This window comes from Pseudonocardia spirodelae (assembly GCF_037727765.1).
GTDB lineage: Bacteria > Actinomycetota > Actinomycetes > Mycobacteriales > Pseudonocardiaceae > Pseudonocardia > Pseudonocardia spirodelae.
Map to the genome: position 1 here is coordinate 15,507 of NZ_JBBJUP010000004.1, position 23,125 is coordinate 38,631.

Below are 23,125 nucleotides of genomic sequence, written 5' to 3' on the forward strand. Positions count from 1 at the left end.
TCACCACGCGGCGGGCAGGCTGTCCGGGTGCACGCGACGACCGGTGAGCCGGACCCCGACGCCACGGGATCGGCCCCGCCGCGGCTCGCGCCGCGCCCCCTGCAGCGCCCCGGCACCGACCCCGCGGAGCGGGCCGCGTTCGGCCGCCCCGACGGCGTCGACGCCTCGTTCGCACCGCCGCCGTCGCACGGGACCGGATCGGGGTCGCTGCGCAGCGCCCCGCCGCCGACCGCGGCCGTGGCCCGTGCGTTCGGCCGCCCCGACGAGCGCGACGGCGGGCTGCAGCGCCCGCCCGGAGCGACGGAGCCGGATCCCGGCGGTCACGGCGCAGGCGACGGTGAGCCGTTCTGGCCCGGCGGCTCGACCGGCGACCCGTGGCGCGACCCGGGTACGCCGGTCGTCGCCGCCCCGCCGCCCGGCGACGGCGACGACGGCCCCGCCGCGGCCCGCCCGGACGCGGCCCGGCTCAGCGTGCGCGAGGTCCTGTTCGGCAGGCGGGTGCAGCCCCGCGCGCTCGCGCTGCTGGGGGTGATCGCGCTCGCCGTCGGCGCGCTCGGCGGGCTCGTCGGGCACTGGGTCGCTGCCGGGGCGAACGCCCTGACCAGCCCCGGTGCGGTGCTGACCGCGACCGAGCCCGCCCGTGAGCGCCCCGCCGGGTCGGTCGCCGAGGTCGCCGGGCGGGTGCTGCCCGCCGTCGTCTCACTGGAGGTGACCGTCGGCAACCAGGCCGGGAACGGCTCCGGCGTCGTGATCGACCCCGCCGGCTACGTGCTCACCAACGACCATGTCGTCGCACCCGCCACCGGGCCGGGCCAGGGCACCATCGAGGCACTGTTCTCCGACGGCTCCCGCGTCCCGGCCACCGTCGTCGGGGCCGACCCGATGACCGACCTCGCCGTGGTCAAGGTCCCGGTCGCGAACCCGACCGTCGCCGCGATCGGCCGCTCCGGCGAGCTCGCCGTCGGCGACGCCGTGATCGCCATCGGGTCGCCGTTCGGGCTGGCCGGCACGGTGACGACCGGCATCGTCTCGGCCGTCGACCGGCCGGTGCGCCTGGACCCGGAGGGCAGCGCGGGCGACGCCGTCATCGACGCGGTGCAGACCGACGCGGCGATCAACCCCGGCAACTCCGGCGGGCCACTGGTGGACGCGACCGGCGCCGTCGTCGGCATCAACACCGCGATCCGCAGTGCGAGCAGCGCCGAGTCCGGCGGGCAGGGCGGGTCGATCGGACTCGGCTTCGCGATCCCCATCGACGACGCCCGGGCGATCGCCGAGGAGCTCATCCGCACCGGGCGCGTCGCGCACGCCGACCTCGGCGTCAACGCCCGCTCGGTGACCGACGGCGCCACCGACGGCGCCCAGGTGCAGAACGTCGTCGCCGGGGGACCGGCGGCCGCGGCCGGCATCGCCGACGGCGACGTCGTCGTCCGGGTCGCCGGACGCCCGGTCGCCGGGGCCGACGAGCTGGTCGTCGCGGTGCGCGAGCACGCCCCCGGCGAGCAGGTGCCGGTGGAGCTCGTCCGCCAGGGCCGCCCGCTCACCGTGACCGTGACGCTCGGGCAGCGCTAGAGGCCGTACGCTGGCGGTGTGTTCGAGAACATCGGCATGCCGGAGATCCTCGTCCTGGTCGTGGCGGGGCTCTTCATCCTCGGCCCGGAGCGCCTGCCCGAGGCGGCGGCGTGGCTCGGCCGCGCCGTGCGCAAGGTCAAGGAGTTCGCCACCGGCGCCCAGGACCACCTGAAGAAGGAGCTGGGTCCCGAGTTCGACCAGATCCAGCAGCCGCTCAACGACCTGCGCAGCCTCCGGTCGCTCAACCCGCGCACGGCGATCACCCGCAGCCTGTTCTCCGACGACGGCTTCGCCGGGCCGGTCAAGCCGAACGGCTTCGCCCCGGGTGCGGCCGGGACCGCCGCGGGCGCCGCCGGGGCGGCCGCCGCCGGTGGTGCGGCCGCGGCGAGCACCCCGCCGCCGGCGCCGCAGCCCCCGCTCGTGCGGGGGGAGAAGCCGCCGGTGGACTGGGACGCCACCTGACCCGCCGCACGCCCGGCACCCGCACGACGGCGCGGCACCCGGACCCGGGGGCGGCGCCGTCGTCGTCGGTGGGGCCTCAGCCCAGCATCGGCGGGCGGCGCAGGTGGTGGCCGGTCGCCTCCTGGTAGGCGTGGGCGGCGGCCAGGACGGTCGCGTCGGCGTGCCGCGGGCCGACGACCTGCAGTCCGACCGGCAGCCCGGCGGAGGTGAACCCGCACGGCACCGACGTCGCGGGCTGCTGGGTCATGTTGAACGGGTAGGTGAACGGCGTCCACGACGTCCAGCGCGGGTCGTGCCAGCCCTCGGGGACCTCGCGGCCGCCCTCGAACGCGGTGATGGGCAGCGTCGGGGTGAGCAGCAGGTCGTAGGAGTCGTGGAAGGCGCCCATCAGGGTGCCCAGCTCGTTGCGCACGGCCATCGCGCCCAGGTAGTCCAGCGCGGACACCCCCGCGCCCTGCTCGGCGATCTCCACCAGCGCCGGGTCCATCGCCCGGCGGGCCTCGGGGCCGATCGGCTCCAGCGACTTCGCCGCGGCGGCGAACCACAGGGTGTGGAACGGCTCGATCGGGTCGGCGAAACCGGGGTCGGCCTGCTCGACGGTCGCGCCCAGCTCACGGGCGAACACCGCGACGGCGTCGGCGACGAGCGCGGCGACCTCGGGGTCGACGTCGACGAAGCCGAGGGCGGGGGAGAAGGCGATCCGCAGGCCCTGCGCGCCGCTCGCGAGCCGCTCGACGGCGGACTCCCGCGGCACGTCGAACACCCACGGGTCGCGGGTGTCGGGACGGGCGACGACGTCGTACAGCAGCGCGGCGTCGGCGACGGTGCGGGTCATCGGGCCGACGTGGGCGAGCGTCCCGAACGCCGAACCGGGGTAGTGCGCGATCCGGCCGTAGGTCGGCTTGTGCGCGACGGTGCCGGTGAACGCGGCCGGGATGCGGACCGAGCCGCCGGCGTCGGTGCCCAGCGACAGCGGACCCATGCCCAGCCCCACCGCGGACGCGGACCCGCCGGACGAGCCGCCGGCCGTCCTCGTCGGGTCCCACGGGTTGGTGGTGACCCCGGTCAGCGGCGAGTCGGTGACGCCCTTCCACGCCAGCTCGGGGGTGGTGTTCTTCCCGATCAGGACGGCGCCCGCGGCGCGGACCCGGGCGACCGGCGGGCCGTCGACCTCGAACGGGCCGTCCGGCGACGTCGTCGTCGACCCGCGACGGGTCGGCCAGCCGATCGTGAGCAGCATGTCCTTGATCGAGGTCGGGACGCCGTCGAGCGGCCCGACCGGCTCGCCGGCCTGCCAGCGGGCCTCGGACTCCCCGGCCGCGGCGAGCGCGGAGTCGGCGTCGACCAGGCAGAACGCGTTGACCGCGCCGTCGTGGGCCTCGATCCGGTCGAGCGCGTCCCGGGTCGCCTGCACCGGCGAGATGTCCCCGCTGCGGTAGCCCGCCAGCAGTTCGGTGGCGCTCAGGTCGGCGGTCGTCACTGGTTCCCTCCGGTACTCACGTATCCCCGTTCGGGGTCCACCACGTTGCGCAGCTCCCGGCCGTCCCGGAACCGGGCGAGGTTGTCGGCGAACAGCGCGACGAGCATGTCCTTCCAGCCGACGACGTCGCCGGACATGTGCGGGGAGAGCAGCACGTTCTCCATCGTCCACAGCGGCGAGTCGGCGGGCAGCGGCTCGACCTCGAACACGTCGAGCGCGGCGCCGGCGATCCGGCCGGTGGCCAGCGCGCCGGTGAGGTCGTCCTGCACCACGAGCGGGCCGCGCCCGACGTTGACCACGCGGGCCCGCTCGGGCAGCAGCGCGATCGTGCCGGTGTGCAGCATCCCGCGGGTGTCGTCGGTCAGCGGCGCGGCGAGCACGAGGTAGTCGGTGTCGGGCAGCAGCCCGGGCAGCTCGTCGAAGGCGTGCACGCCCTCGGCGGCGCGGCGCCCGACCAGGCGCACCCGCATCCCGACGGCCCCGAGCAGCTCGGCGACGGCCCGCCCGATCGGCCCGCTCCCGACGACGGTCGCGACGGTGCCCGCGACGTTCTCGGTCTCGCGGTGGCGCCAGGTGCGCTCGCGCTGCAGGGCCAGCGAGCGGGCGGTGTCCTTGGCGAAGGCGATCACCGCGCCGAGCACGAACTCGGCCATCGGCCGGTCGAACACCCCGCGCGAGTTCGTCAGCGTCGCCCCGGACCCGAGCAGCGCGGGGAACGCGACCCGGTCGACGCCCGCGCTCGCGGTGTGCACCCAGCGCAGCGCGGACGTGTCGGTGGCGTCCCAGACCTGCTTGACGGCGTCGGAGGTGAAGTCCCAGGTGAGCAGCACCTCGCAGCCGGGCAGCACCGTGGCGAGCTCGTCGGGCGTCGCGGCGAGGCGGAGACGTGCGTCACCGACGGCCCCGTCGAGTCCGGGAGGGGTCTCGCCGCCGTGCAGCACGGCGACGGAGATAGGGTCCTGACCAGCGGAGACCGGCAACACGTGATCCTGTCCGTGGGGAGGTCGGGCGGCGTTGACACGCTAGGAACCGCACCTACGATTGTCAACAATCCGCGTATCGGACAGGGGGATCGGATGTCGAAGCTCATCAGGATCGAGCTCGTGAAGCGTGGCGTCGCGTGCACCGCGGAGCTGCTGGAGAAGGAGGCCCCGCGGACGTCCGCGGCGGTCTGGGAGGCGCTGGCCGAGGGCCCCCGGGGCGGCGACGCCCAGCACGCCAAGTACGCCCGCAACGAGGTCTACACGATCGTCGGCCGGTTCGGGCCCCGGATCGGGCAGGAGAACCCGACGGTCACCCCGATCCCGGGCGACGTCTGCTACTTCGACTTCCACGGCGGCATGCTCGACGCCGCGTTCAAGGACGACCAGGGCATCGACGCGGCCGAGGGCGGCATCGACCTCGCGATCTTCTACGGGCGCAACAACCTGCTGCTCAACGGCGACGTCGGCTGGGTCCCGGGCAACGTGTTCGCGACGATCGTCGACGGCCTCGACGCGATGGCGACCGCCTGCCACGACGTGTGGCGATCGGGCAGCGTCGGCGAGCGGCTCGTCTACTCCCGGGCGTCGTGAGGCTTGCGGTGACGCCGGTCTCTGTAGGATTGTCGACAACATGAGCACGGTCGGCTTCCTGTACCCCGGCTACTCCGCCGAGGACGACTACCCGCGCGCCGAGAAGCTGCTGACCGACGGCAGCCGGCTCGCCCTCGTCCACACCGAGATGAAGGAGGACGCCCACCGCGAGGACGCCCTGCTCGACATCGGCGGCGACGAGGTCCTCGCCGACGGCGCGCGCCGGGTGGCCGCCGAGGCGGGCCCGCTGGACGCGATCGTGTGGGCCTGCACCTCGGGCAGCTTCATCTTCGGTCCCGAGGGGGCGCGGGACCAGGTCGCGTCCCTGGAACGGGTCGCCGGGGTGCCGGCGTCGAGCACGTCGTTCGCGTTCGTCGACGCCTGCCGGCGGCTCGGCGTGCGCTCGGTGGCCGTCGGGGCGACCTACCCGCCCGACGTCGCCGGGGCGTTCGTGCAGTTCCTGACCCACCACGGCATCTCGGTGCTCACGATGTCGGCCCGCGACATCATCACCGCGGCCGAGGTCGGGACGCTGCCGCCGGAGACCGTGCTGGACTTCGCCGCCGCGGTGGCCTCGGACGCGCCCGGCGCCGACGCCGTCCTGCTCCCGGACACCGCGCTGCACACGGTGGACGTGCTCGACGCGCTCGACGAGCGGGCCGGGCGGCCGGTGCTGACCGCCAACCAGGTGAGCATCTGGCAGGGCCTGCGGCTGGCCGGCCCGGACGTCGCCCGGCCCGGGCTGGGAACGCTGTTCCGGAAGGGATGAGACGTGGGGCTGGACATGTCGGAGCTCGAGCCGGTCAGCCGGCGCTCCACGGCGGAGATCGTCGCCGACCGCATCCGCGCGGCCATCATGCGCGGCACCTTCGCGCCGGGCACCCAGCTCGGTGAGGTGGACCTGGCGAACCGGCTGGGCGTGAGCCGCGGCCCGCTGCGCGAGGCCATGCAGCGCCTCGTCGCGGAGGGCCTGCTGCGCAGCGAGCGGCACCGCGGGCTGTTCGTGCGCGAGCTCGGGCCCGACGACGTCCGCGACGTCTACCTGGCCCGGACCGCCGTCGAACGGGCGGCGGCGCTGCAGGTGCTGGCCGGCGACCGGGACGCGGCGGTCGTCGCCCTGGAGATCCCGCTGGGGGCCATGGCCGCGGCCGCCGACGCCGGGGACGCGGTCGGGCTCGCCGACGCCGACCACGACTTCCACGCCGCGCTCGTCGCCGCGTCCGGGAGCCCGCGGCTGCGCCGGATGACCGAGGGGCTGCTGGTGGAGACGCGGATGTGCCTCGCGGCCTTCCAGCAGACCGCGCCGCCCGCACGCGAGCTGCTCGTCGAGCACGAACGGCTGCGCGACGCCCTGCGCGACGGCCGCACCGAGCTGCTGCTCGACCGGCTCGCCGCGCACATGGACGACGCCGTGACCCGCATCCTCGCGGCGATGCCGGGGGCCGCCTGACCCGCTGTGAAGCGTGCCGCCGCGGGCTCCGCGGGGCCGCCCGCCGCCGTAACGTGACGGCACGTGGTGGGCGTGCTGGAGGGGTTCCTGGTCATCGGCGTGGTCGTCGCCGTCGGGTACGTCCTCGGCCGCCGCGGCCTGCTCGGCGAGCAGGGCTCGCGGGTCCTGGCGCGCACCGCGTTCTTCGTCGCGACGCCGGCACTGCTGTTCACCACGCTCAGCCGCGCCGACGTCGGCGCCGTGTTCTCCTCCGGGCTGCTCGTCACCGCGCTCACGAGCAGCCTGGCCTGCCTGCTGTTCGTCCCCGTCGCACTGCTGCGCCGGCGGCCTGCGGGGGAGACAGTGGTCGGGGCGATGGCCTCGGGCTACGTCAACGCGGGCAACCTCGGCATCCCGATCGCCGCCTACGTCCTGGGCGACTCGGCGGCGGTCGCGCCGGTGCTGCTGTTCCAGCTGGCCGTGCTCACCCCGCTGTTCACGACACTCATGGACGTCCTGCCCGGCGACGGCCGCGGCGAGCGGCCCGGATGGGTGCGGGTGGCGTCCGCGCCGCTGCGCAACCCGATCGCGGTCGCGACGGCCGCCGGGCTCACCGTGTCCGCCACGGGCGTCGTGCTGCCCGAGCCGGTCACGGCCCCGGTCTCGCTGCTCGCCGACCTCGCGGTGCCCGCGATGCTGCTGGCCTTCGGCATCTCCCTGCACGGCGCCCGCCGTCCCGGGACCGGGGAGACCGCGGGCTCGCTGTGGACCGCGGTCGCGATCAAGAACGTGCTGCACCCGCTGACCGCCTGGGCCGTCGCCGCCGGCGTGCTCGGGCTGAGCGGCCCGGCGCTGCTGGCCGTGGTCGTCCTGGCCGCGCTGCCGACCGCGCAGAACGTCTTCGGCTACGCGGTGCGCTACGACCGCGCCGTCCCCCTGGCCCGCGACGCCGCACTCGCCTCCACCGTCGTCGCCGTCCCGGTGCTGCTCGTCGTCGCCGCGCTGCTGGCCTGAGCCGCGGCCCGCCCGGCGCGCCGGTGCTGCGCGGGGGTGAGCAGAGCAAAGCGAGGCCCGTCCCACCCTTGCCCGGAGTCGCCCGCGCATGCTTCCCTGAGATTGTCGACAACTCGACAACCCGAGATGCACCACCCTCGACGCATCAGGAGCTGCGAACCCATGGCACAGCTGTCCCCGCTGCTGAAGCAGGCCACCCCGGTCCAGGCCGCCCGCGGTGAGGGCGTCTACCTGTACGACACCGACGGGCGCCGCCACCTCGACTTCACCGCCGGCATCGGCGTGACCTCCACCGGGCACTGCCACCCGAAGGTCGTCGCGGCCGCCCAGGAGCAGGTCGGCACCCTGATCCACGGGCAGTACACGACCGTCATGCACCAGCCGCTGCTGAAGCTGGTGGAGCGGATGGGCGAGATCCTGCCCGAGGGCATCGACTCGGTGTTCTTCACCAACTCCGGCTCCGAGGCCGTCGAGGCGTCGGTGCGGCTCGCCCGCCAGGCCACCGGCCGCCAGCTGGTCGTCGCGTTCGACGGCGGCTTCCACGGCCGCACCATGGGCGCCGCGGCGCTCACCACCTCCGGGGCGAAGATCCGCGCCGGGATCGGCCCGATGATGGGCGGCGTCGCGTTCGCGCCGTTCCCCTACGCCTACCGCTACGGCTGGTCCGAGGAGCAGGCCGTCGCGTTCGCGCTGGCCGAGCTGGACCGCCAGCTCGCCTCCACCGCGCCGGCGTCGGACGTCGCGGCGTTCATCGTCGAGCCGGTGCTCGGGGAGGGCGGCTACGTCCCGACCCCGGCGGCGTTCCTGCACGGGCTGCGCGAGCGGGCCGACAGGCACGGCATCCTGCTGATCGCCGACGAGGTCCAGACCGGCTACGGCCGCACCGGGCGGTTCTGGGGCCACCAGCACGCCGAGGGCCTCACCCCGGACATCATCGTGACCGCCAAGGGCCTCGCGTCGGGCTTCCCGCTCTCGGCGATCGCCGCGCCGAAGGCGATCATGGAGAAGGCCTGGCCGGGCTCGCAGGGCGGCACCTACGGCGGCAACGCCGTCGCCTGCGCCGCCGCGCTCGCCACGCTCGAGGTCCTCCTGGAGGAGGGGCTGGTCGAGAACGCCCGCGTGCAGGGCGAGCGGCTCGTGGCCGGGGTCCGCGACTCCGCGCAGGGCATCGCCGGCATCGGGGACGTGCGCGGCCGCGGCCTGATGGTCGGCATCGAGTTCGTCGACGCCCAGGGCAAGCCCGACGGCGCCACCGCCGCGACGGTGCACGCCGCCGCCGCGGAGCAGGGCCTGCTGCTGCTGACGTGCGGCGTGTACGGCAACGTCGTCCGCATGATCCCGCCGCTGGTGGTCACGGCCGAGCAGATCGACGAGGGCCTCGCCCTCTGGACCAAGGCGCTGAACAACGCCCTGTCCTGACGCCCCGGGGGAACGACGCGGCCCCGCACCCCAGCTGAGGTGCGGGGCCGCGGTACGTCGGTCAGCGCCCGACGGGTGAGATGTTCAGGCTCATCCCGGCCAGGCCACGGGCCTTCACAGTCAGCTTCTCCGCGACGGCGTCGAGGGCCTGCGCGGCCGCCGACTCCGGCTTGCCCAGCACGATCGGCACGCCCGCGTCGCCGCCCTCGCGCAGCGCGACATCGAGCGGGATCTGCCCCAGCAGCGGCACCGTGGTGCCGACCGTGCGGCTCAGCGAGTCCGCCACGGTCTGCCCGCCGCCGGAGCCGAAGATCTCGTTGCGGGAGCCGTCGGGCATCTCCATCCAGGACATGTTCTCCACGACGCCGGCCAGGCGCTGGCGGGTCTGGGTGGAGATCGACCCGGCCCGCTCGGCCACCTCGGCCGCGGCCTGCTGCGGCGTGGTGACCACCAGCAGCTCGGCGTTCGGGACGAGCTGCGCGGTGGAGATCGCGACGTCGCCGGTGCCCGGGGGCAGGTCGAGCAGCAGCACGTCCAGGTCACCCCAGAACACGTCGGCCAGGAACTGCTGCAGCGCGCGGTGCAGCATCGGCCCGCGCCAGACGACGGGGGTGTTGCCGTCGGTGAACATGCCGATCGAGATGACCTTCACGCCGTGCGACTGCGGCGGCATGATCATGTTCTCGACCTTGGTGGGCCGGTCGCCCGCGCCGATCATGCGCGGGACGGAGTGGCCGTAGATGTCGGCGTCCACGACGCCGACCTTCATGCCGCGCCGGGCCATCGCCGCCGCGAGGTTCACGGTGACCGAGGACTTGCCGACCCCGCCCTTGCCCGAGGCCACGCAGAACACGCGGGTCAGCGACCCGGGCTGGGCGAACGGGATGACGGGCTCGTCGGCGTCGCCGCGCAGGCTGCGCCGCAGCTCGGTGCGCTGCTCGTCGCTCATCACGTCGAGCTCGACCTCGACGCGCTCGACGCCGGGGACCTTCGAGACGGCCTCGGTCACGCGGGAGGTGATCGTCTCGCGCATCGGGCACCCGGCCACGGTCAGGTACACCCCGACCCGGGCGAGCCCGTCGGCGGAGACGTCGACGCTCTTGACCATCCCCAGCTCGGTGATCGGCTTGTGGATCTCCGGGTCCTCGACGGTGCCGAGGGCGGCGCGCACGGCCTCGGAGACGGTGCTGGTGCTGCCGGTGACGGACATGGGCTCCTACGACCTCTTTCCTCTCGCGTCACCCCATGCTACGTGGACCGGTCCCGGCCCTCCCCGTCCCCGCCCGCCGGGACGCGCGGCGCCGGCCGGTCCGCCGGTGGGGTGCCCGGTCCGCGACTAGCATCTCCGTGATGGACGACACGAGCGCCGCCCCGCCGCGTGAGCACCCGGTGCGGCGGCGGGTGCTCCCGTCCCCGGCCGAGCTCGCCTCCTGGCGCAGCTTCCTGCGTGCGCACGCGGGCGTGATCCGCCAGCTCGAGGCCGAGCTGGAGGGCGAGCAGCACCTGTCGCTGGCCGCCTACGACGTGCTCGTCCAGCTCTCCGAGGCACCCGGGCGCGCGCTGCGCATGACCGAGCTCGCCGACGCGGTGCTCCTGTCCCGCTCCGGGGTGACCCGGCTGGTGGACCGGCTGGAGCGGGCCGGGCTGGTCGCGCGCGCGAAGGTCGAGGCGGACGGCCGCGGGGTCACCGCCCACCTCACCGACACCGGCTTCGACCGGCTTCGGGTCGCCGCGGGCACCCACCTGCGGGGGGTGCGCGACCACTTCGTCGAGCGCCTCGACGCCGGCGACCTCGCCGACCTCGAACGGATCATGCGACGCCTGGTGCCCTGATCCCCGGGAGCGGGCCTCAGCGGTCCTTCCGGCGCGGCTTCCGGCGCCCGGCGTCGGCGGGGACCTCCTCGCCGCGGGCCCGCGCGACCGCCCCGTCCAGCCGGTCGCCCAGCCGGTCCAGCTCGCCGCGCAGGTAGTCCCGGGTGGCGGTCTCGCCGACGGCCAGGCGCAGCGCCGCGAGCTCGCGGGCGAGGAACTCGGTGTCGGCCTTGGTGCGCTCGGCGCGGCGCCGGTCCTCCTCCAGCGCGATGCGGTCGCGGTCGTCCTGCCGGTTCTGGGCGAGCAGGATCAGCGGCGCGGCGTAGGCGGCCTGGGTCGAGAAGGCCAGGTTGAGCAGGATGAACGGGTAGGGGTCCCACTGGATCCGCCAGGCGATCAGGTTCAGCGCGATCCACACGACGACGATCACCGTCTGCATGGCGAGGAACCGGCCCGTCCCGAGGAAGCGGGCGATCCGCTCGGAGAGCCGGGCGAACCCGTCGGGGTCGATCTCGAACCGGCGGCGCCCGACGCGCGGCTGGTCCAGCCGCCGTCCGATCCCGGCCTCAGGCATCGTGCACCTCCCCGTTCGCGGCGGCCGGGGCGGCCGACCGGCCGTCACCGCGCACCGGGCCGGCGGGCACCTCGCCCGGGGCGAGGTCGCGGTCGCGCCAGCCCTGCGGCAGCAGATGGTCCAGGACGTCGTCGACGGTGACCGCCCCCAGCAGGTGGTCCTCGGTGTCGACCACCGGGCCCGCGACGAGGTTGTAGCTGGCGAAGTACCGGGTCACCTCGCCGAGCCCGGCCGAGGGTCCCAGCTGCGGCAGCTCCGCGTCGACCATGCCCGCGACCAGCTCGAACGGCGCGGCGCGCAGCAGCTGCTGGGCGTGCACGCAGCCCAGGTAGCGCCCGGTCGGGGTGGCCGTCGGCGGCCGGACCACGAACACCATCGACGCGAGCGCGGGGGGCACCTCGGGGTTGCGCACGCGGGCCAGCGCCTCGGCGACGGTCGCGTCCGGGCCCAGCGTGATCGGCTCCGGCGTCATCAGGCCGCCCGCGGTGTCCCACTCGTAGCGCAGCAGGCGCCGCACGGGCTCGGACTCGCCGGGCTCCATCAGCTCCAGCAGCCGGCCGGCCTCGGCGTCGTCGAGCTCGCCGAGCAGGTCGGCGGCGTCGTCGGGGCTCATCGCCTCCAGGACGTCGGCGGCGCGGTCGTCGTCGAGGTAGGCCAGCAGCTCGCGCTGGTCGGACTCGGACAGCTCCTCGAACACGTCGGCCAGCCGCTCGTCGTCCAGGGCGTCGACGACCTGGTGCTGGCGTTCGTCGGGCAGCCGTGACAGCGCGGCGGCGACGTCGGCCGGGCGCATCGTGTCGAACACCGACAGCAGCCGGTCCGCGCCCTGCGCCGCGGCGACGTCGAGCCCCGACACGGCCTCCCAGCCGTGCACCTCCACCCGGGGCCGCCGGGCGAGCCGGGTGCGCCGGAACCGCAGCGCGACCTTGGTGACCGCCCAGTCGCGGGTGCGGGTCGGCTCGATCGCGACGTCGACGACCGACCCCTCGGCGGCGGTCTCGCGCACCGTCGCCGAGGAGTTCAGCAGCTCGCCCAGCACCAGCGTCTCGTTCGGGCGCTGGTCGAACGAACGCAGGTTCACCGACCCGCTGGCGAGCGTGACGGCGGTCGGCGCGATGTCGGCGACCCGCAGCATCGGCACGAAGATGCTGCGCCGCGCCGACAGGTCCACGACGAGCCCGAGCACCCGCGGCGGATGGCTGTCGACCCGCAGCGAGACGACCACGTCGCGGACCTTGCCGATCCGCTCGCCGTCCGGGCCGAAGACGGCCAGCCCCGCCATCCGCGCGACGAAAACCCGAGCCGAGGCCATGTGCCGAACACTAGGCCGGTCCGCGCGACGGGGGCGGCCGGCATCGCCGATGGTGTGACTAGGCTCGCCCGGCGTGAGCGAGCCGCACAGCGAACCCGGTCCGGACCCCGAGCCCCTGCGCTACGACGTCGTCGACGTCTTCACCGACCGCTCCTACGCGGGCAACCCGCTCGCCGTCGTGCACGGCGCCGAGGCGCTGTCGACGGCCCGGATGCAGGCGATCGCGCGCGAGTTCAACCTGTCCGAGACGACGTTCCCGCTGCCCCCGACCGGCGACGGCGAGGGCGGCGCCGACTACCGGGTGCGGATCTTCACCCCGCTGGCCGAGCTGCCCTTCGCCGGGCACCCCAGCGTCGGCACCGCCTGGGTGCTCGCCCGCGACGGCGTCATCGGGCACGGCGAGCGCGTCCAGGAGTGCGGCGCGGGACTGCTCCCGGTCCGGGTCGACGCCACCGGGGCCCGCGTGCAGGGCGGGACCCCGTCGGTGGGCGGCGAGCTCGACGCGGTGCGCCTCGCCGCGGCCGTCGGGCTGGGTCCCGACGACGTCGACGGCGCCGCCGTGCCGGGCGTCGCCGGGGCCGGGACCGACTTCGCCGTCCTGCTCGTCACCGCGGGCGCGGTCGCGCGGGCGGTGCCGGACCCGGGGGCGCTCGTGGCGGCGGTCGAGGGCAGCGGCGCGACCGGGCTGCTCGTCGCGGCCGTCGACGGGACCGCCGAGCGGGTGCACGCGCGGATGTTCGGCATCGGGATCGGGGTGCCCGAGGACCCGGCGACGGGCTCGGCCGCCGTCGCGCTCGGGGTGTTCCTCGCCGACCGCGGGCTGGTCTCCGACGACGGCGAGCACGCCTTCGTGGTGACCCAGGGCGTCGAGATGGGCAGGCCCTCCACGCTCTACGCCGGCGTGCGCACCGCGGGCGGACGCGCCGTCGGGACCTGGGTCGGCGGAACCGTCGTCGCGGTGGCCAGCGGTTCCCTGACCCCTCCTCCCGAACAGGGGTGACTCGCGGGTAACCCCTCCTGACCTCAGCCGGGTGAGAAACCAATCACCTGGACGGGGCGTCGCGGTCCCCGGCGTGCCAGCATCACCGCACAGCCCAGCGCCCGCCCCGTGCCGCAACGGTCCACGGCGGCGGGCGAGGACGAACTCGACGAGGAGCCCGCCTGTGAGCACCACCCTCCGCGCCCGCCGGTCCTGCCTGGCCGTGCCCGGATCGAGCCAGAAGTTCATCGACAAGGCGCGCACGCTGAACTCCGACCAGGTCTTCCTGGACCTCGAGGACGCCTGCGCCCCGCTGGCCAAGCCCGGTGCGCGCACGACGATCGTCGAGGCCCTGAACGAGGGCGGCTGGGGCGAGAAGATCCGGGTCGTCCGGGTCAACGACTGGACCACCGAGTGGACCTACCGCGACGTCGTCGAGGTCGTCGAGGGCGCCGGCGCGAACCTCGACGCGATCATGCTGCCCAAGGTCCAGACCCCGGAGCAGGTCGTCGCGCTGGACCTGCTGCTGACCCAGATCGAGAAGACCAACGGCCTCGAGGTCGGCAGGATCGGCATCGAGGCGCAGATCGAGAACGCGCTGGGCCTGACCAACGTCAACGCGATCGCGACCGCGTCGCCGCGGGTCGAGACGATCATCTTCGGCCCGGCCGACTTCATGGCCTCGATCAACATGAAGTCCCTGGTCGTCGGCGAGCAGCCCCCCGGCTACGACGTGGGCGACGCCTACCACCACATCCTCATGTCGATCCTGATGGCGGCCCGCGCGCACGACAAGCAGGCCATCGACGGCCCGTTCCTGCAGATCAAGGACGTCGACGGGTTCCGCCGCATCGCCGGGCGCTCCGCGGCGCTGGGCTTCGACGGCAAGTGGGTGCTGCACCCCGGCCAGATCGACGCCGCCAACGAGACGTACTCCCCGGCGCAGAGCGACTACGACCACGCCGAGAACATCCTCGACGCCTACGAGTACTACACCTCCGAGGCCGGCGGTAAGCGCGGCGCGGCGATGATCGGCGACGAGATGATCGACGAGGCCAGCCGCAAGATGGCGCTGGTCATCTCGGGCAAGGGCCGCGCGGCCGGCATGACCCGCACCGACAAGTGGACCCCGCCGGAGGCGTGAGCACCCCCGGCCGCTGACCAGAGACGTTCAGGAGGAACACCATGGCCCGGCTCGCCCGTACCGCCGGTCTGACCGACATCCAGGAGGAGATCCTCTCCACCGTCCGCACCTTCGTGGACAAGGAGATCATCCCGCACGCCACCGCCCTGGAGCACGAGGACGCCTACCCGCAGGACATCGTCGACGGGATGAAGGAGATGGGGCTGTTCGGCCTCATGATCCCGGAGGAGTACGGCGGCCTCGGCGAGTCGCTGCTCACCTACGCCCTGGTGGTCGAGGAGATCGCCCGCGGCTGGATGAGCGTCTCCGGTGTGATCAACACGCACTTCATCGTGGCCTACATGCTGCGCCAGCACGGCACGCAGGCGCAGAAGGAGCGCTACCTGCCGAAGATGGCCACCGGTGAGACCCGCGGCTCGTTCTCGATGTCCGAGCCCGACCTCGGCTCCGACGTGGCGGCCATCAAGACCCGCGCGAAGCAGGACGGCGACGACTACGTCATCGACGGCGCCAAGATGTGGCTGACCAACGGCGGCACGTCGAACCTCACCGCGGTGCTGGTGCGCACCGACGAGGGTGCGGACAAGCCGCACCAGAACCTCACCACGTTCCTGGTGGAGAAGCCCACCGGCTACGGCGAGGTCGCCCCCGGCCTGGTCGTCCCGGGCAAGATCGACAAGATGGGCTACAAGGGCGTCGACACCACCGAGCTCGTCTTCAAGGACCACCGGATCTCCGGTGAGCAGATCCTCGGCGGCGAGCGCGGCAAGGGCTTCGCGCACATGATGGACGGCGTCGAGGTCGGCCGCGTGAACGTCGCCGCCCGTGCCTGCGGCATCGCGATCCGCGCCTTCGAGCTCGGCGTCGAGTACGCCCAGCAGCGCTCCACCTTCGGCAAGCCGATCGCGCAGCACCAGGCGATCAGCTTCAAGCTCGCCGAGATGGCCACCAAGGTCGAGGCCGCGCACCTGATGATGGTCAACGCCGCGCGCCTGAAGGACCGCGGCGAGCGCAACGACGTCGAGGCCGGCATGGCCAAGATGCTCGCCTCGGAGTACTGCAAGGAGGTCACCGAGGAGTCCTTCCGCATCCACGGCGGCTACGGCTACTCCAAGGAGTACGAGATCGAGCGCCTCATGCGCGAGGCGCCGTTCCTGCTCATCGGCGAGGGCACCTCGGAGATCCAGAAGACGATCATCTCCCGCGGTCTGCTGCGCGACTACAAGCTGCGCTGAGGCCACCGGCCACCGGCCCCGTACCCCCGCCGGGGGTGCGGGGCCGTGTCGTGCGGTCCCTCGGGTGTGACCTGGGGCTCCGGCGCTAGGGTTCCGGGCACGCCGGAGTCCCGCCGGACGTTGCGGCGGTGACGGGACCAGGACATCTTCTGCGAGGAGTACGCCATGACCAACCCCTTCGGCGGCCAGGCTCGTCCGGCTCCGGGCCTGCCGCAGCTGCCCACTCCGCCGACCGGGTGGCCGGTGGGTTCCTACGCCACCTACGAGGAGGCGCAGCGGGCCGTCGACCATCTCGCCGACTCCGACTTCCCGGTCGCCGACGTGACGATCGTCGGCGTCGACCTGATGCTGGTCGAGCGGGTCATCGCCCGGCTCACCTGGGGCCGCGTGCTCGCCTCGGGCGCGGCCCAGGGCGCCTGGCTCGGCCTGTTCGTCGGTGTGCTGCTGTTCGTGTTCTCCCCGGACGGCAACTTCCTGCCGATCGTCGTCGGGCTCGTCTCCGGTGCGGTGTTCTTCATGGCCTTCGCCGCGGTCAGCTACAGCGCCAGTAAGGGCCGGCGGGACTTCCAGTCCGCCAGCCAGATGGTCGCCGGCCGCTACGACGTGCTGTGCGAGCCCCGCAACGCGGAGAAGGCGCGCGAGATGCTCGCGAAGCTCGCGATGGGCGGCCCCGGCGGCGGGTTCTGAGGGCGAACCGGACATCTGTTCCCCTGAGGTAGTTCCCTCCTTATAGTTCGCGGGTCGGACATATCGGAGGGGACGCGATGACACAGGTGTCGGACGCGGCGGGCCGGGAGCTCCCGCCCGCCGCGGTGGACGAGGAGGTCCTCCTCGCCGAGCAGCGGACGTGGACGCCGCTGAAGATCGCGATCTGGGTGGGGATCGCCCTGCTGGGTGGCCTGGCCTGGGTCATGCTCGCGCTGGTCCGCGGGGAGACGGTCAACGCGATCTGGTTCGTCTTCGCCGCGGTGTGCACCTACGCGATCGCCTACCGGTTCTACTCGCGCTACATCGAGAACAAGCTCCTGCGCCCGGACGACCGGCGGGCCACCCCGGCCGAGTCGAAGGAGAACGGGCAGGACTTCCTGCCCACCGACCGCCGCGTGCTCTACGGCCACCACTTCGCCGCCATCGCCGGCGCCGGCCCGCTCGTCGGCCCGGTGCTGGCCGCGCAGATGGGCTACCTGCCCGGCACGATCTGGATCATCGTCGGCGTCGTGCTCGCCGGAGCGGTCCAGGACTACCTGGTGCTGTTCTTCTCGATGCGGCGCGGCGGCCGCTCGCTGGGGCAGATGGCCCGCGACGAGCTCGGCCGGGTCGGCGGGATCGCCGCGCTGGTCGCGACGCTCGCCATCATGATCATCCTGATCGCGGTGCTGACGCTGGTCGTCGTCAACGCCCTCGGCGAGAGCCCGTGGGGCGTCTTCTCCGTCGCGCTGACGATCCCGATCGCGCTGTTCATGGGCGTCTACCTGCGCTACCTGCGCCCGGGCAAGGTGTCCGAGGTGTCCTGGATCGGCTTCGCGCTGCTCATCGGCGCGATCGTCGCCGGCGGCTGGGTCGCCGAGACCTCGTGGGGCCAGGCGCTGTTCACCCTGGACCGGGTCACGATCGCCTGGGGCATCATCGTCTACGGCTTCGTCGCCGCGGTGCTGCCGGTGTGGCTGCTGCTCGCCCCGCGCGACTACCTGTCGACGTTCATGAAGATCGGCACGATCGTGCTGCTCGCCGTGGCGATCGTCGTGGTCCGCCCGGAGCTGGCCACCCCCGCGTTCAGCGAGTTCGCCGGCCGCGACGACGGCCCGGTCGTCGCCGGGTCGCTGTTCCCGTTCCTGTTCGTCACCATCGCCTGCGGCGCGCTGTCCGGCTTCCACGCCCTGATCTCCTCCGGCACCACGCCGAAGATGGTCGAGAAGGAGCGCCAGACCCGTTTCATCGGCTACGGCGGCATGCTCATGGAGTCCTTCGTCGCGATCATGGCGCTGGTCGCGGCGCTGTCGATCGACCGCGGGCTCTACTTCGCGATGAACTCGCCCGCGGCGCTGACGCAGGGCACCGTCGAGGGCGCGGCCGCGTTCGTGAACTCGCTCGGCCTGATGAACGTGAACGTCACCCCCGACCAGCTCGCGACGACCGCGGCCCTGGTCGGCGAGGAGTCGGTCGTCTCACGCACCGGCGGGGCGCCGACGCTGGCGGTCGGGCTGGCGAACATCATGCAGCAGTTCATCGGCGGTCCCGGGATGATGAGCTTCTGGTACCACTTCGCGATCATGTTCGAGGCGCTGTTCATCCTGACCGCCGTCGACGCCGGCACCCGGGTCGCGCGCTTCATGCTGCAGGACGCCATCGGCACCGTGGTCCCGCGCTTCAAGGACACCTCGTGGCGGCCCGCCGCCTGGACCTGCACCGCGCTGATGGTGGGGGCGTGGGGCGCGATCCTGGTGATGGGCGTGACCGACCCGCTCGGCGGGATCAACACGCTGTTCCCGCTGTTCGGCATCGCCAACCAGCTGCTCGCGGCGATCGCTCTCGCGGTGTGCCTGGCGATCGCGGCCCGGCGGGGGCACGTGCGGTACCTGTGGATCATCGTGGTGCCGCTGGCCTTCGCCGCCGTCGTCACCGTGACCGCGTCGATGTACAAGATCTTCTCCACGAACCCGAAGATCGGGTACTGGGCGCAGCACCTCGCCTTCCGCGACGCGATCGCGGCGGGGGAGACCAGCTTCGGCACCGCGGCCACACCGGCGGCGATGGCCGCGGTCGTGCGCAACACCTTCGTGCAGGGCACGCTGTCGATCCTGTTCGTGACGCTGGCGCTGGTCGTCATCGTGACGGCGGCGCTGGCCGCGTGGCGCTCGGTGCAGGCCGGCGGCCGGCCCGACGACGAGGACGACGCGCCCCCGTCGCAGCGCTACGCCCCGGCCGGGATGATCGCGACCCCGGCGGAGAAGGAGCTGGAGCGGCGCTGGACGCAGGAGGTCGGCGCGCCGGCCCGGGCGGGGCACTGAGCCGTGGCGACCGTGCTCGACCGGGTGCGGGGCCTGCACCGCTGGTGGCGGGGGGTGATCGGGGCGGACCTCTACGAGCGCTACCTCGACCACCACCGCCGCAGCGGGCACGACCATCCGCCGATGACCGAGCGGGAGTACTGGCGGGCCCGCACCGACCACCAGGAGAACAACCCGCAGGGCCGCTGCTGCTGATGCCGCTGCGCCGCACGGGTGGTGCGGCCGCCACGTTCGGACCAGCGCGCCCTCCCGGGTGGGTGTGAACCCCACCGGCGAGGGCGCGTCGGGTTCCCGACGCGTGGCCGGAGCGGCAGGATCGGGAGCCGTGAGCGGCGAGGCGTGGCAGAGCGACGAGATCCGTCCGGCCTCGGTGCACCGTGCCTACGGGCGCGGCGCCGCGGGGTTCGACGCCTACGTCGCGACGCTGCCGGGCTACCGGACGCACCTGCGGGTGTCGGCGTCGCGGATGGGGCTCGGCGACGGCCACGGGCTGCGGCTGCTCGACGTGGGCTGCGGCACCGGCGTGTCCACCGAGGCCCTGCTGACCTCGGTCGGCGGGGCCGAGGTGGTGGCCGTCGACGCCTCGGCGGAGATGCTCGCCGTCGCGCGGCGGAAGAACTGGTCGCCGCGGGTGACGTTCGTGCACTCCCGGCTCGAGACGCTCGCCGAGGCGGGCATCGAGGGCCCGTTCGACGGGATCCTCGCCTCCTACCTGGTGTCGAACCTGCCCGACGCCGAGCACGGCCTGCGCCGGCTGCTCACGCTGCTCGCGCCCGGCGCGCCGCTGGCCGTGCACGACTACGCCGTCGGCGGCACCCGTGGCCGGGTGCGGTGGGCGACGGCGACCTGGGGCTGGATGCTGCCGATGGCCTCACTGCGCTGGGGCGCGACCGACCTGGCGCGCTACCGGGCCAAGCGGGTCGCGACGGCGGGCGGGCCCGAGCAGATGGTGCACCGGATGGAGCGAGCCGGCTTCGACGACGTCCGCGTGCAGACCGTCGGCGGTGCCCAGCAGCACCTCGTGCACACCTTCCTCGGCCGCCGCCCCGACGAGCCGGACGTGGTGGGGGAGCGGCGGGCCCGCCGCTCGGCCATCGCCGCCGCGGGCTGGCGCCCGTCGGCCGCCCCGCCCCCCGACGACGAGCCGGTGGCCGAGGGCGGCCCGGACGACCCGGGCTACGCCGACGAGCTGCCCGCGGACGTCGGCACCGACGGCACCCCGGTCGGCGACACCCCGGTCGGCGACGGCCCCGACAGCACCGACCGCCCCGACAGCACCGACCGCGACGACCTCGTCGAGGAGGGCCGGCCCGGGGACGACGGCTCCGGGGGGAAGGGGGCCGGGGACGGCCCCGCCGGACCGGACCGCGCCGACGACGCGGCCCCGCCGGCCGGCGACGACGACGCCGACACCCGCCCGCGCGGGCACGCGGTCGCCCGCGTCCGGCGCCGCGGCCTGCGCCGGCCGCCGTCCCCCGCCCCGCGCGGGACGCCCGCCGACCCCGGCGACGACGCGCCGACCCCGCCGGAGGGCACCCCCCGGGTGTGAGGCGCTACAGCCAGCCGTTGCGGCGGAAGTTGCGGTACAGCAGCGTGCACAGGGTCACGATGACCAGCAGGACCAGCGGATAGCCGTAGTCCCAGTGCAGCTCGGGCATGACGTCGAAGTTCATGCCGTACACCCCGGCGATCATCGTCGGCACCGAGATGAGGCCCGCGTAGGCGGTGATCTTCCGCATGTCGTTGTTCTGCCGCATGCTGATCTTGGCCAGCACCGCGTCGACCAGGGTGGTCAGCAGCTCGTTGAAGCCCGCGACCTGTTCGGCGACGCCACCGAGGTGGTCGTCGACGTCGCGGAAGTAGGACCGCACCTCGTGCGGCACGAGCGCGCTGTAGCCCTCGGCGAGCTTGCGCATCGGCCCGACCAGCGGCATCACCGCCCGTCGCAGGTCCAGGATCTCGCGCTTCATGACGTAGATCTGCTCGGGGTTCATCGTCGAGCGCGGGGAGAACACCTCGGCCTCGACGGCGTCGATGTCGTCCTCGATCTGCCCGCAGACCTCGATGTAGGAGTCCACGACGTGGTCGGCGATCGCGTGCAGCACCGCGGCCGGGCCGAGCGCCAGCTGCTCCGGGTCGTCCTCGAGGCGGCGGCGCACCTCGCGCAGCCCGCTGTGGCGGCCGTGCCGGACGGTGACCACGAAGTCGCGGCCGAGGAAGGCCATGACCTCGCCGGTCTCGACGATCTCGTTCGACGTCGTCGGGTCGGCGTGCCCGACGTAGCGGACCGTCTTGAGCACCATGAACAGCGTGTCGTCGTAGCGCTCCAGCTTCGGCCGGTTGTGCGCGTGGACCGCGTCCTCGACGGCGAGCTCGTGCAGGCCGTAGGTGTCGGCGACGCCGGCGATCTGCTCGGAGTCGGGCTCGTGCAGCCCGATCCAGACGAAGCCGCTGCCGCGCTCGCGGACCTCGGCGATCGCCTCGTCGTGGGTCCAGCGGCCGGGCAGTCGGGCGCCGTCGACGTAGACGGCGCAGTCGACGACGTAGGCCGACAGCGGCACCCGCAGCCGGACGGGCGGGTTCGCGGCGGCCCGGGCCGCGGCGCGCTCGGCGCGGCGGGACGGGCGGATGGCGGGGCGCAGCTGGGAGAGCGAGGGCATCACGGGGACCACCTCCGGACGTGCCGGTGCGGCTCACGGGGGCGAGCGGGCACCGGTGGACGGTGCGGTCGCACGGGGCGGCCGCCGGACCGGGACTCGCCTCCCGCCGGGATCAGCCCGCGATGGTGCGCGGGGCCGGGCGCAGCGGGAGGCGGCACCTACTGCTCGCCGGTGTCTGGGACGCGGACACCGCACTCACCTCCCTGCCGTCGACGGACCGTCCTGTGTCTCGCTCGTGCGCCGGGAATCGTCACGGGAATGTGAGATCCCCGACCGGGCACGTGTGAGCCGGACCGCCCTTCCTCGCGCGGGCCGCCGGATAGATTACCCCCGCAACGAATCGACGGCGTGATGGGAGCGTGAACGGTGCAGTTCGGGCGCTACTACGAGGAGTTCGAGGTCGGTGCGGTCTACAAGCACTGGCCCGGCAAGACGGTCACCGAGTACGACGACCACCTGTTCTGCCTCCTCACCATGAACCACCACCCGCTGCACATGGATGCGCACTACGCGGAGGAGACGACCGACTTCGGCAAGAACGTCGTGGTCGGCAACTACATCTACTCGCTGCTGCTGGGCATGTCCGTGCCGGACGTGTCGGGCAAGGCGATCGCCAACCTCGAGGTCGAGTCGCTCAAGCACACGAAGCCGACCTTCCACGGCGACACGATCTACGGCGAGACCGAGGTCCTCGACAAGACCCCGTCGAAGTCCAAGGACGACCGCGGCGTCGTGTACGTCGAGACCCGCGGCTACAAGCAGGACGGCACGGTCGTCTGCACCTTCCGCCGCAAGGTGATGGTGCCCAAGCGGTCCTACGGCGACAGCCGCGGCGGCGAGCAGCCCGGCCGCCCGGTCCCGCAGGTCTGAGACCCGCGCCGGCCCCCGTTCCCGCCCGGGACCGGGGGCCGTCGTGTGTCACCCACACGCATACCGCAGGGGTGCGGGTGCGCACCCCGCGTGGCGGTCAGGCGCGGGGCAGGCAGCCCCAGCCGCCGAGCGCCTCGGTGAGCCCGGCGACCACCGGCAGGGCGTCGTAGGCGGCCCGGTCGACGAACCGGGCGTCGGCCGCGTCGTCGCCGGCCCGCGGGACGGGGGCGGAGCCGGGGGCGAGGGTGCAGACGTAGTCGGCGATCCGGTAGGGCCCCCGGTGGACGACGCCGGCGAGCGCCCCCGGCACGACCGCGAGCCCGGTCTCCTCCGCGAGCTCGCGGACGACCGCGGCGTGCTCGGACTCGCCCGGCTCCACTCGTCCACCCGGTACCGACCACATCCCCCGACCGGGCTCGTTGGCCCTGCGCACCAGGAGCAATCGGCCGTCCGGGTCGAAGACGATTCCACCCACGCAGGCGACGTGTCGGCTACTGTCGGTCATCCGGAACGACGGTACGCTGCTCGGGTGCCGGTACCGGGGTCCACGGGCCTCCGGTACCAATGACGTGTTTGTGTCC

The 23,125-nt window shown here is 73.9% G+C and carries 23 protein-coding genes; 16 read left to right on the forward strand and 7 right to left on the reverse strand.

Annotation, left to right across the window (positions count from 1 at the left end; translation table 11 throughout):
* Window positions 1-27: 27 nt before the first annotated feature.
* Window positions 28-1,572: a S1C family serine protease gene (locus WJX68_RS05700; RefSeq protein WP_340286721.1), complete on the forward strand. Its 1,545-nt coding sequence runs from the start codon at window positions 28-30 to the stop codon at window positions 1,570-1,572.
* A gap of 18 nt (window positions 1,573-1,590) precedes the next feature.
* Window positions 1,591-2,034: a Sec-independent protein translocase protein TatB gene (tatB, locus tag WJX68_RS05705; protein WP_340286723.1), complete on the forward strand. Its 444-nt coding sequence runs from the start codon at window positions 1,591-1,593 to the stop codon at window positions 2,032-2,034.
* 76 nt (window positions 2,035-2,110) lie between these two features.
* On the opposite strand, the gene WJX68_RS05710 is transcribed toward tatB, so the two are convergent.
* Together WJX68_RS05710 and WJX68_RS05715 are read right to left on the reverse strand one after the other, a co-directional pair.
* Window positions 2,111-3,514: an amidase gene (locus WJX68_RS05710; RefSeq protein ID WP_340286725.1), complete on the reverse strand. Its 1,404-nt coding sequence runs from the start codon at window positions 3,512-3,514 to the stop codon at window positions 2,111-2,113.
* A complete protein-coding gene (locus WJX68_RS05715; protein WP_340286727.1) occupies window positions 3,511-4,494 on the reverse strand; it encodes a D-2-hydroxyacid dehydrogenase in 984 nt (327 codons plus the stop codon). The genes WJX68_RS05710 and WJX68_RS05715 overlap by 4 nt, the downstream gene beginning before the upstream one ends.
* 96 nt (window positions 4,495-4,590) lie before the next feature.
* On the opposite strand from WJX68_RS05715, the gene WJX68_RS05720 reads away from it, so the two are divergent.
* The 5 genes from WJX68_RS05720 to WJX68_RS05740 all read left to right on the forward strand — a co-directional run bounded on the left by WJX68_RS05720 (window position 4,591) and on the right by WJX68_RS05740 (window position 8,950).
* On the forward strand, window positions 4,591-5,088 hold the full coding sequence (locus WJX68_RS05720) for a DUF3830 family protein (RefSeq protein ID WP_340286729.1): 498 nt from the start codon (window positions 4,591-4,593) through the stop codon (window positions 5,086-5,088).
* Window positions 5,089-5,128: 40 nt separating this feature from the next.
* Complete coding sequence (locus WJX68_RS05725) at window positions 5,129-5,857, forward strand: maleate cis-trans isomerase family protein (RefSeq protein WP_340286731.1); 729 nt, start codon at window positions 5,129-5,131, stop codon at window positions 5,855-5,857.
* Window positions 5,858-5,866: 9 nt separating this feature from the next.
* Window positions 5,867-6,538, forward strand: a complete 672-nt coding sequence (locus WJX68_RS05730; RefSeq protein WP_422785662.1) for a GntR family transcriptional regulator — start codon at window positions 5,867-5,869, stop codon at window positions 6,536-6,538.
* A gap of 63 nt (window positions 6,539-6,601) precedes the next feature.
* Window positions 6,602-7,531, forward strand: a complete 930-nt coding sequence (locus tag WJX68_RS05735) for an AEC family transporter (RefSeq protein WP_340286735.1) — start codon at window positions 6,602-6,604, stop codon at window positions 7,529-7,531.
* Between the two features lie 162 nt (window positions 7,532-7,693).
* Window positions 7,694-8,950, forward strand: coding sequence for an aspartate aminotransferase family protein (locus tag WJX68_RS05740; RefSeq protein WP_340286737.1), 1,257 nt, complete (start codon window positions 7,694-7,696; stop codon window positions 8,948-8,950).
* Window positions 8,951-9,011: 61 nt separating this feature from the next.
* Here the strand turns inward: WJX68_RS05740 and WJX68_RS05745 are convergent, their stop codons facing one another.
* Window positions 9,012-10,160: an Mrp/NBP35 family ATP-binding protein gene (locus tag WJX68_RS05745; protein ID WP_340286739.1), complete on the reverse strand. Its 1,149-nt coding sequence runs from the start codon at window positions 10,158-10,160 to the stop codon at window positions 9,012-9,014.
* Window positions 10,161-10,300: 140 nt separating this feature from the next.
* Here WJX68_RS05745 and WJX68_RS05750 point away from each other — a divergent pair, with 140 nt between their 5' ends.
* Window positions 10,301-10,783, forward strand: coding sequence for a MarR family winged helix-turn-helix transcriptional regulator (locus tag WJX68_RS05750; RefSeq protein WP_340286741.1), 483 nt, complete (start codon window positions 10,301-10,303; stop codon window positions 10,781-10,783).
* A 16-nt stretch (window positions 10,784-10,799) separates the two neighbouring features.
* On the opposite strand, the gene WJX68_RS05755 is transcribed toward WJX68_RS05750, so the two are convergent.
* Both WJX68_RS05755 and WJX68_RS05760 read right to left on the reverse strand, forming a co-directional pair.
* Window positions 10,800-11,336: a DUF1003 domain-containing protein gene (locus WJX68_RS05755; RefSeq protein WP_340286743.1), complete on the reverse strand. Its 537-nt coding sequence runs from the start codon at window positions 11,334-11,336 to the stop codon at window positions 10,800-10,802.
* The gene (locus WJX68_RS05760) at window positions 11,329-12,648 is read right to left on the reverse strand and encodes a magnesium transporter MgtE N-terminal domain-containing protein (RefSeq protein WP_340286745.1); all 1,320 of its coding nucleotides are present in this window, start codon (window positions 12,646-12,648) and stop codon (window positions 11,329-11,331) included. The genes WJX68_RS05755 and WJX68_RS05760 overlap by 8 nt, the downstream gene beginning before the upstream one ends.
* 73 nt (window positions 12,649-12,721) lie before the next feature.
* Between WJX68_RS05760 and WJX68_RS05765 the strand changes: the two genes are divergently transcribed.
* The 7 genes from WJX68_RS05765 (at window position 12,722) to WJX68_RS05795 (ending at window position 20,563) form a co-directional block, all read left to right on the forward strand.
* Window positions 12,722-13,648, forward strand: coding sequence for a PhzF family phenazine biosynthesis protein (locus WJX68_RS05765; protein WP_340286747.1), 927 nt, complete (start codon window positions 12,722-12,724; stop codon window positions 13,646-13,648).
* A gap of 163 nt (window positions 13,649-13,811) precedes the next feature.
* Window positions 13,812-14,771 carry an HpcH/HpaI aldolase/citrate lyase family protein gene (locus WJX68_RS05770; RefSeq protein WP_340286749.1) on the forward strand — a complete coding sequence of 320 codons (960 nt, stop codon included), beginning with the start codon at window positions 13,812-13,814 and terminating at the stop codon, window positions 14,769-14,771.
* A 41-nt stretch (window positions 14,772-14,812) separates the two neighbouring features.
* Window positions 14,813-16,006 carry an acyl-CoA dehydrogenase family protein gene (locus WJX68_RS05775; RefSeq protein WP_340286751.1) on the forward strand — a complete coding sequence of 398 codons (1,194 nt, stop codon included), beginning with the start codon at window positions 14,813-14,815 and terminating at the stop codon, window positions 16,004-16,006.
* 165 nt (window positions 16,007-16,171) lie between these two features.
* A complete protein-coding gene (locus tag WJX68_RS05780) occupies window positions 16,172-16,693 on the forward strand; it encodes a YflT domain-containing protein (RefSeq protein WP_340286753.1) in 522 nt (173 codons plus the stop codon).
* A 77-nt stretch (window positions 16,694-16,770) separates the two neighbouring features.
* A complete protein-coding gene (locus tag WJX68_RS05785) occupies window positions 16,771-19,014 on the forward strand; it encodes a carbon starvation CstA family protein (RefSeq protein ID WP_340286755.1) in 2,244 nt (747 codons plus the stop codon).
* Window positions 19,015-19,017: 3 nt separating this feature from the next.
* Window positions 19,018-19,209 carry a YbdD/YjiX family protein gene (locus WJX68_RS05790; protein WP_340286757.1) on the forward strand — a complete coding sequence of 64 codons (192 nt, stop codon included), beginning with the start codon at window positions 19,018-19,020 and terminating at the stop codon, window positions 19,207-19,209.
* 130 nt (window positions 19,210-19,339) lie between these two features.
* Window positions 19,340-20,563 (forward strand): methyltransferase domain-containing protein, encoded by a 1,224-nt coding sequence (locus WJX68_RS05795; protein WP_340286759.1) that lies wholly within the window; start codon window positions 19,340-19,342, stop codon window positions 20,561-20,563.
* Window positions 20,564-20,567: 4 nt separating this feature from the next.
* Here the strand turns inward: WJX68_RS05795 and corA are convergent, their stop codons facing one another.
* Window positions 20,568-21,674 (reverse strand): magnesium/cobalt transporter CorA, encoded by a 1,107-nt coding sequence (gene corA / locus WJX68_RS05800; protein WP_340286761.1) that lies wholly within the window; start codon window positions 21,672-21,674, stop codon window positions 20,568-20,570.
* 366 nt (window positions 21,675-22,040) lie between these two features.
* Here corA and WJX68_RS05805 point away from each other — a divergent pair, with 366 nt between their 5' ends.
* Window positions 22,041-22,544, forward strand: a complete 504-nt coding sequence (locus WJX68_RS05805; RefSeq protein WP_340286763.1) for a MaoC family dehydratase — start codon at window positions 22,041-22,043, stop codon at window positions 22,542-22,544.
* Between the two features lie 97 nt (window positions 22,545-22,641).
* Here WJX68_RS05805 and WJX68_RS05810 read toward each other — a convergent pair whose 3' ends face one another.
* On the reverse strand, window positions 22,642-23,049 hold the full coding sequence (locus WJX68_RS05810) for an NUDIX hydrolase (RefSeq protein ID WP_340286765.1): 408 nt from the start codon (window positions 23,047-23,049) through the stop codon (window positions 22,642-22,644).
* Between the last annotated feature and the right edge of the window lie 76 nt (window positions 23,050-23,125).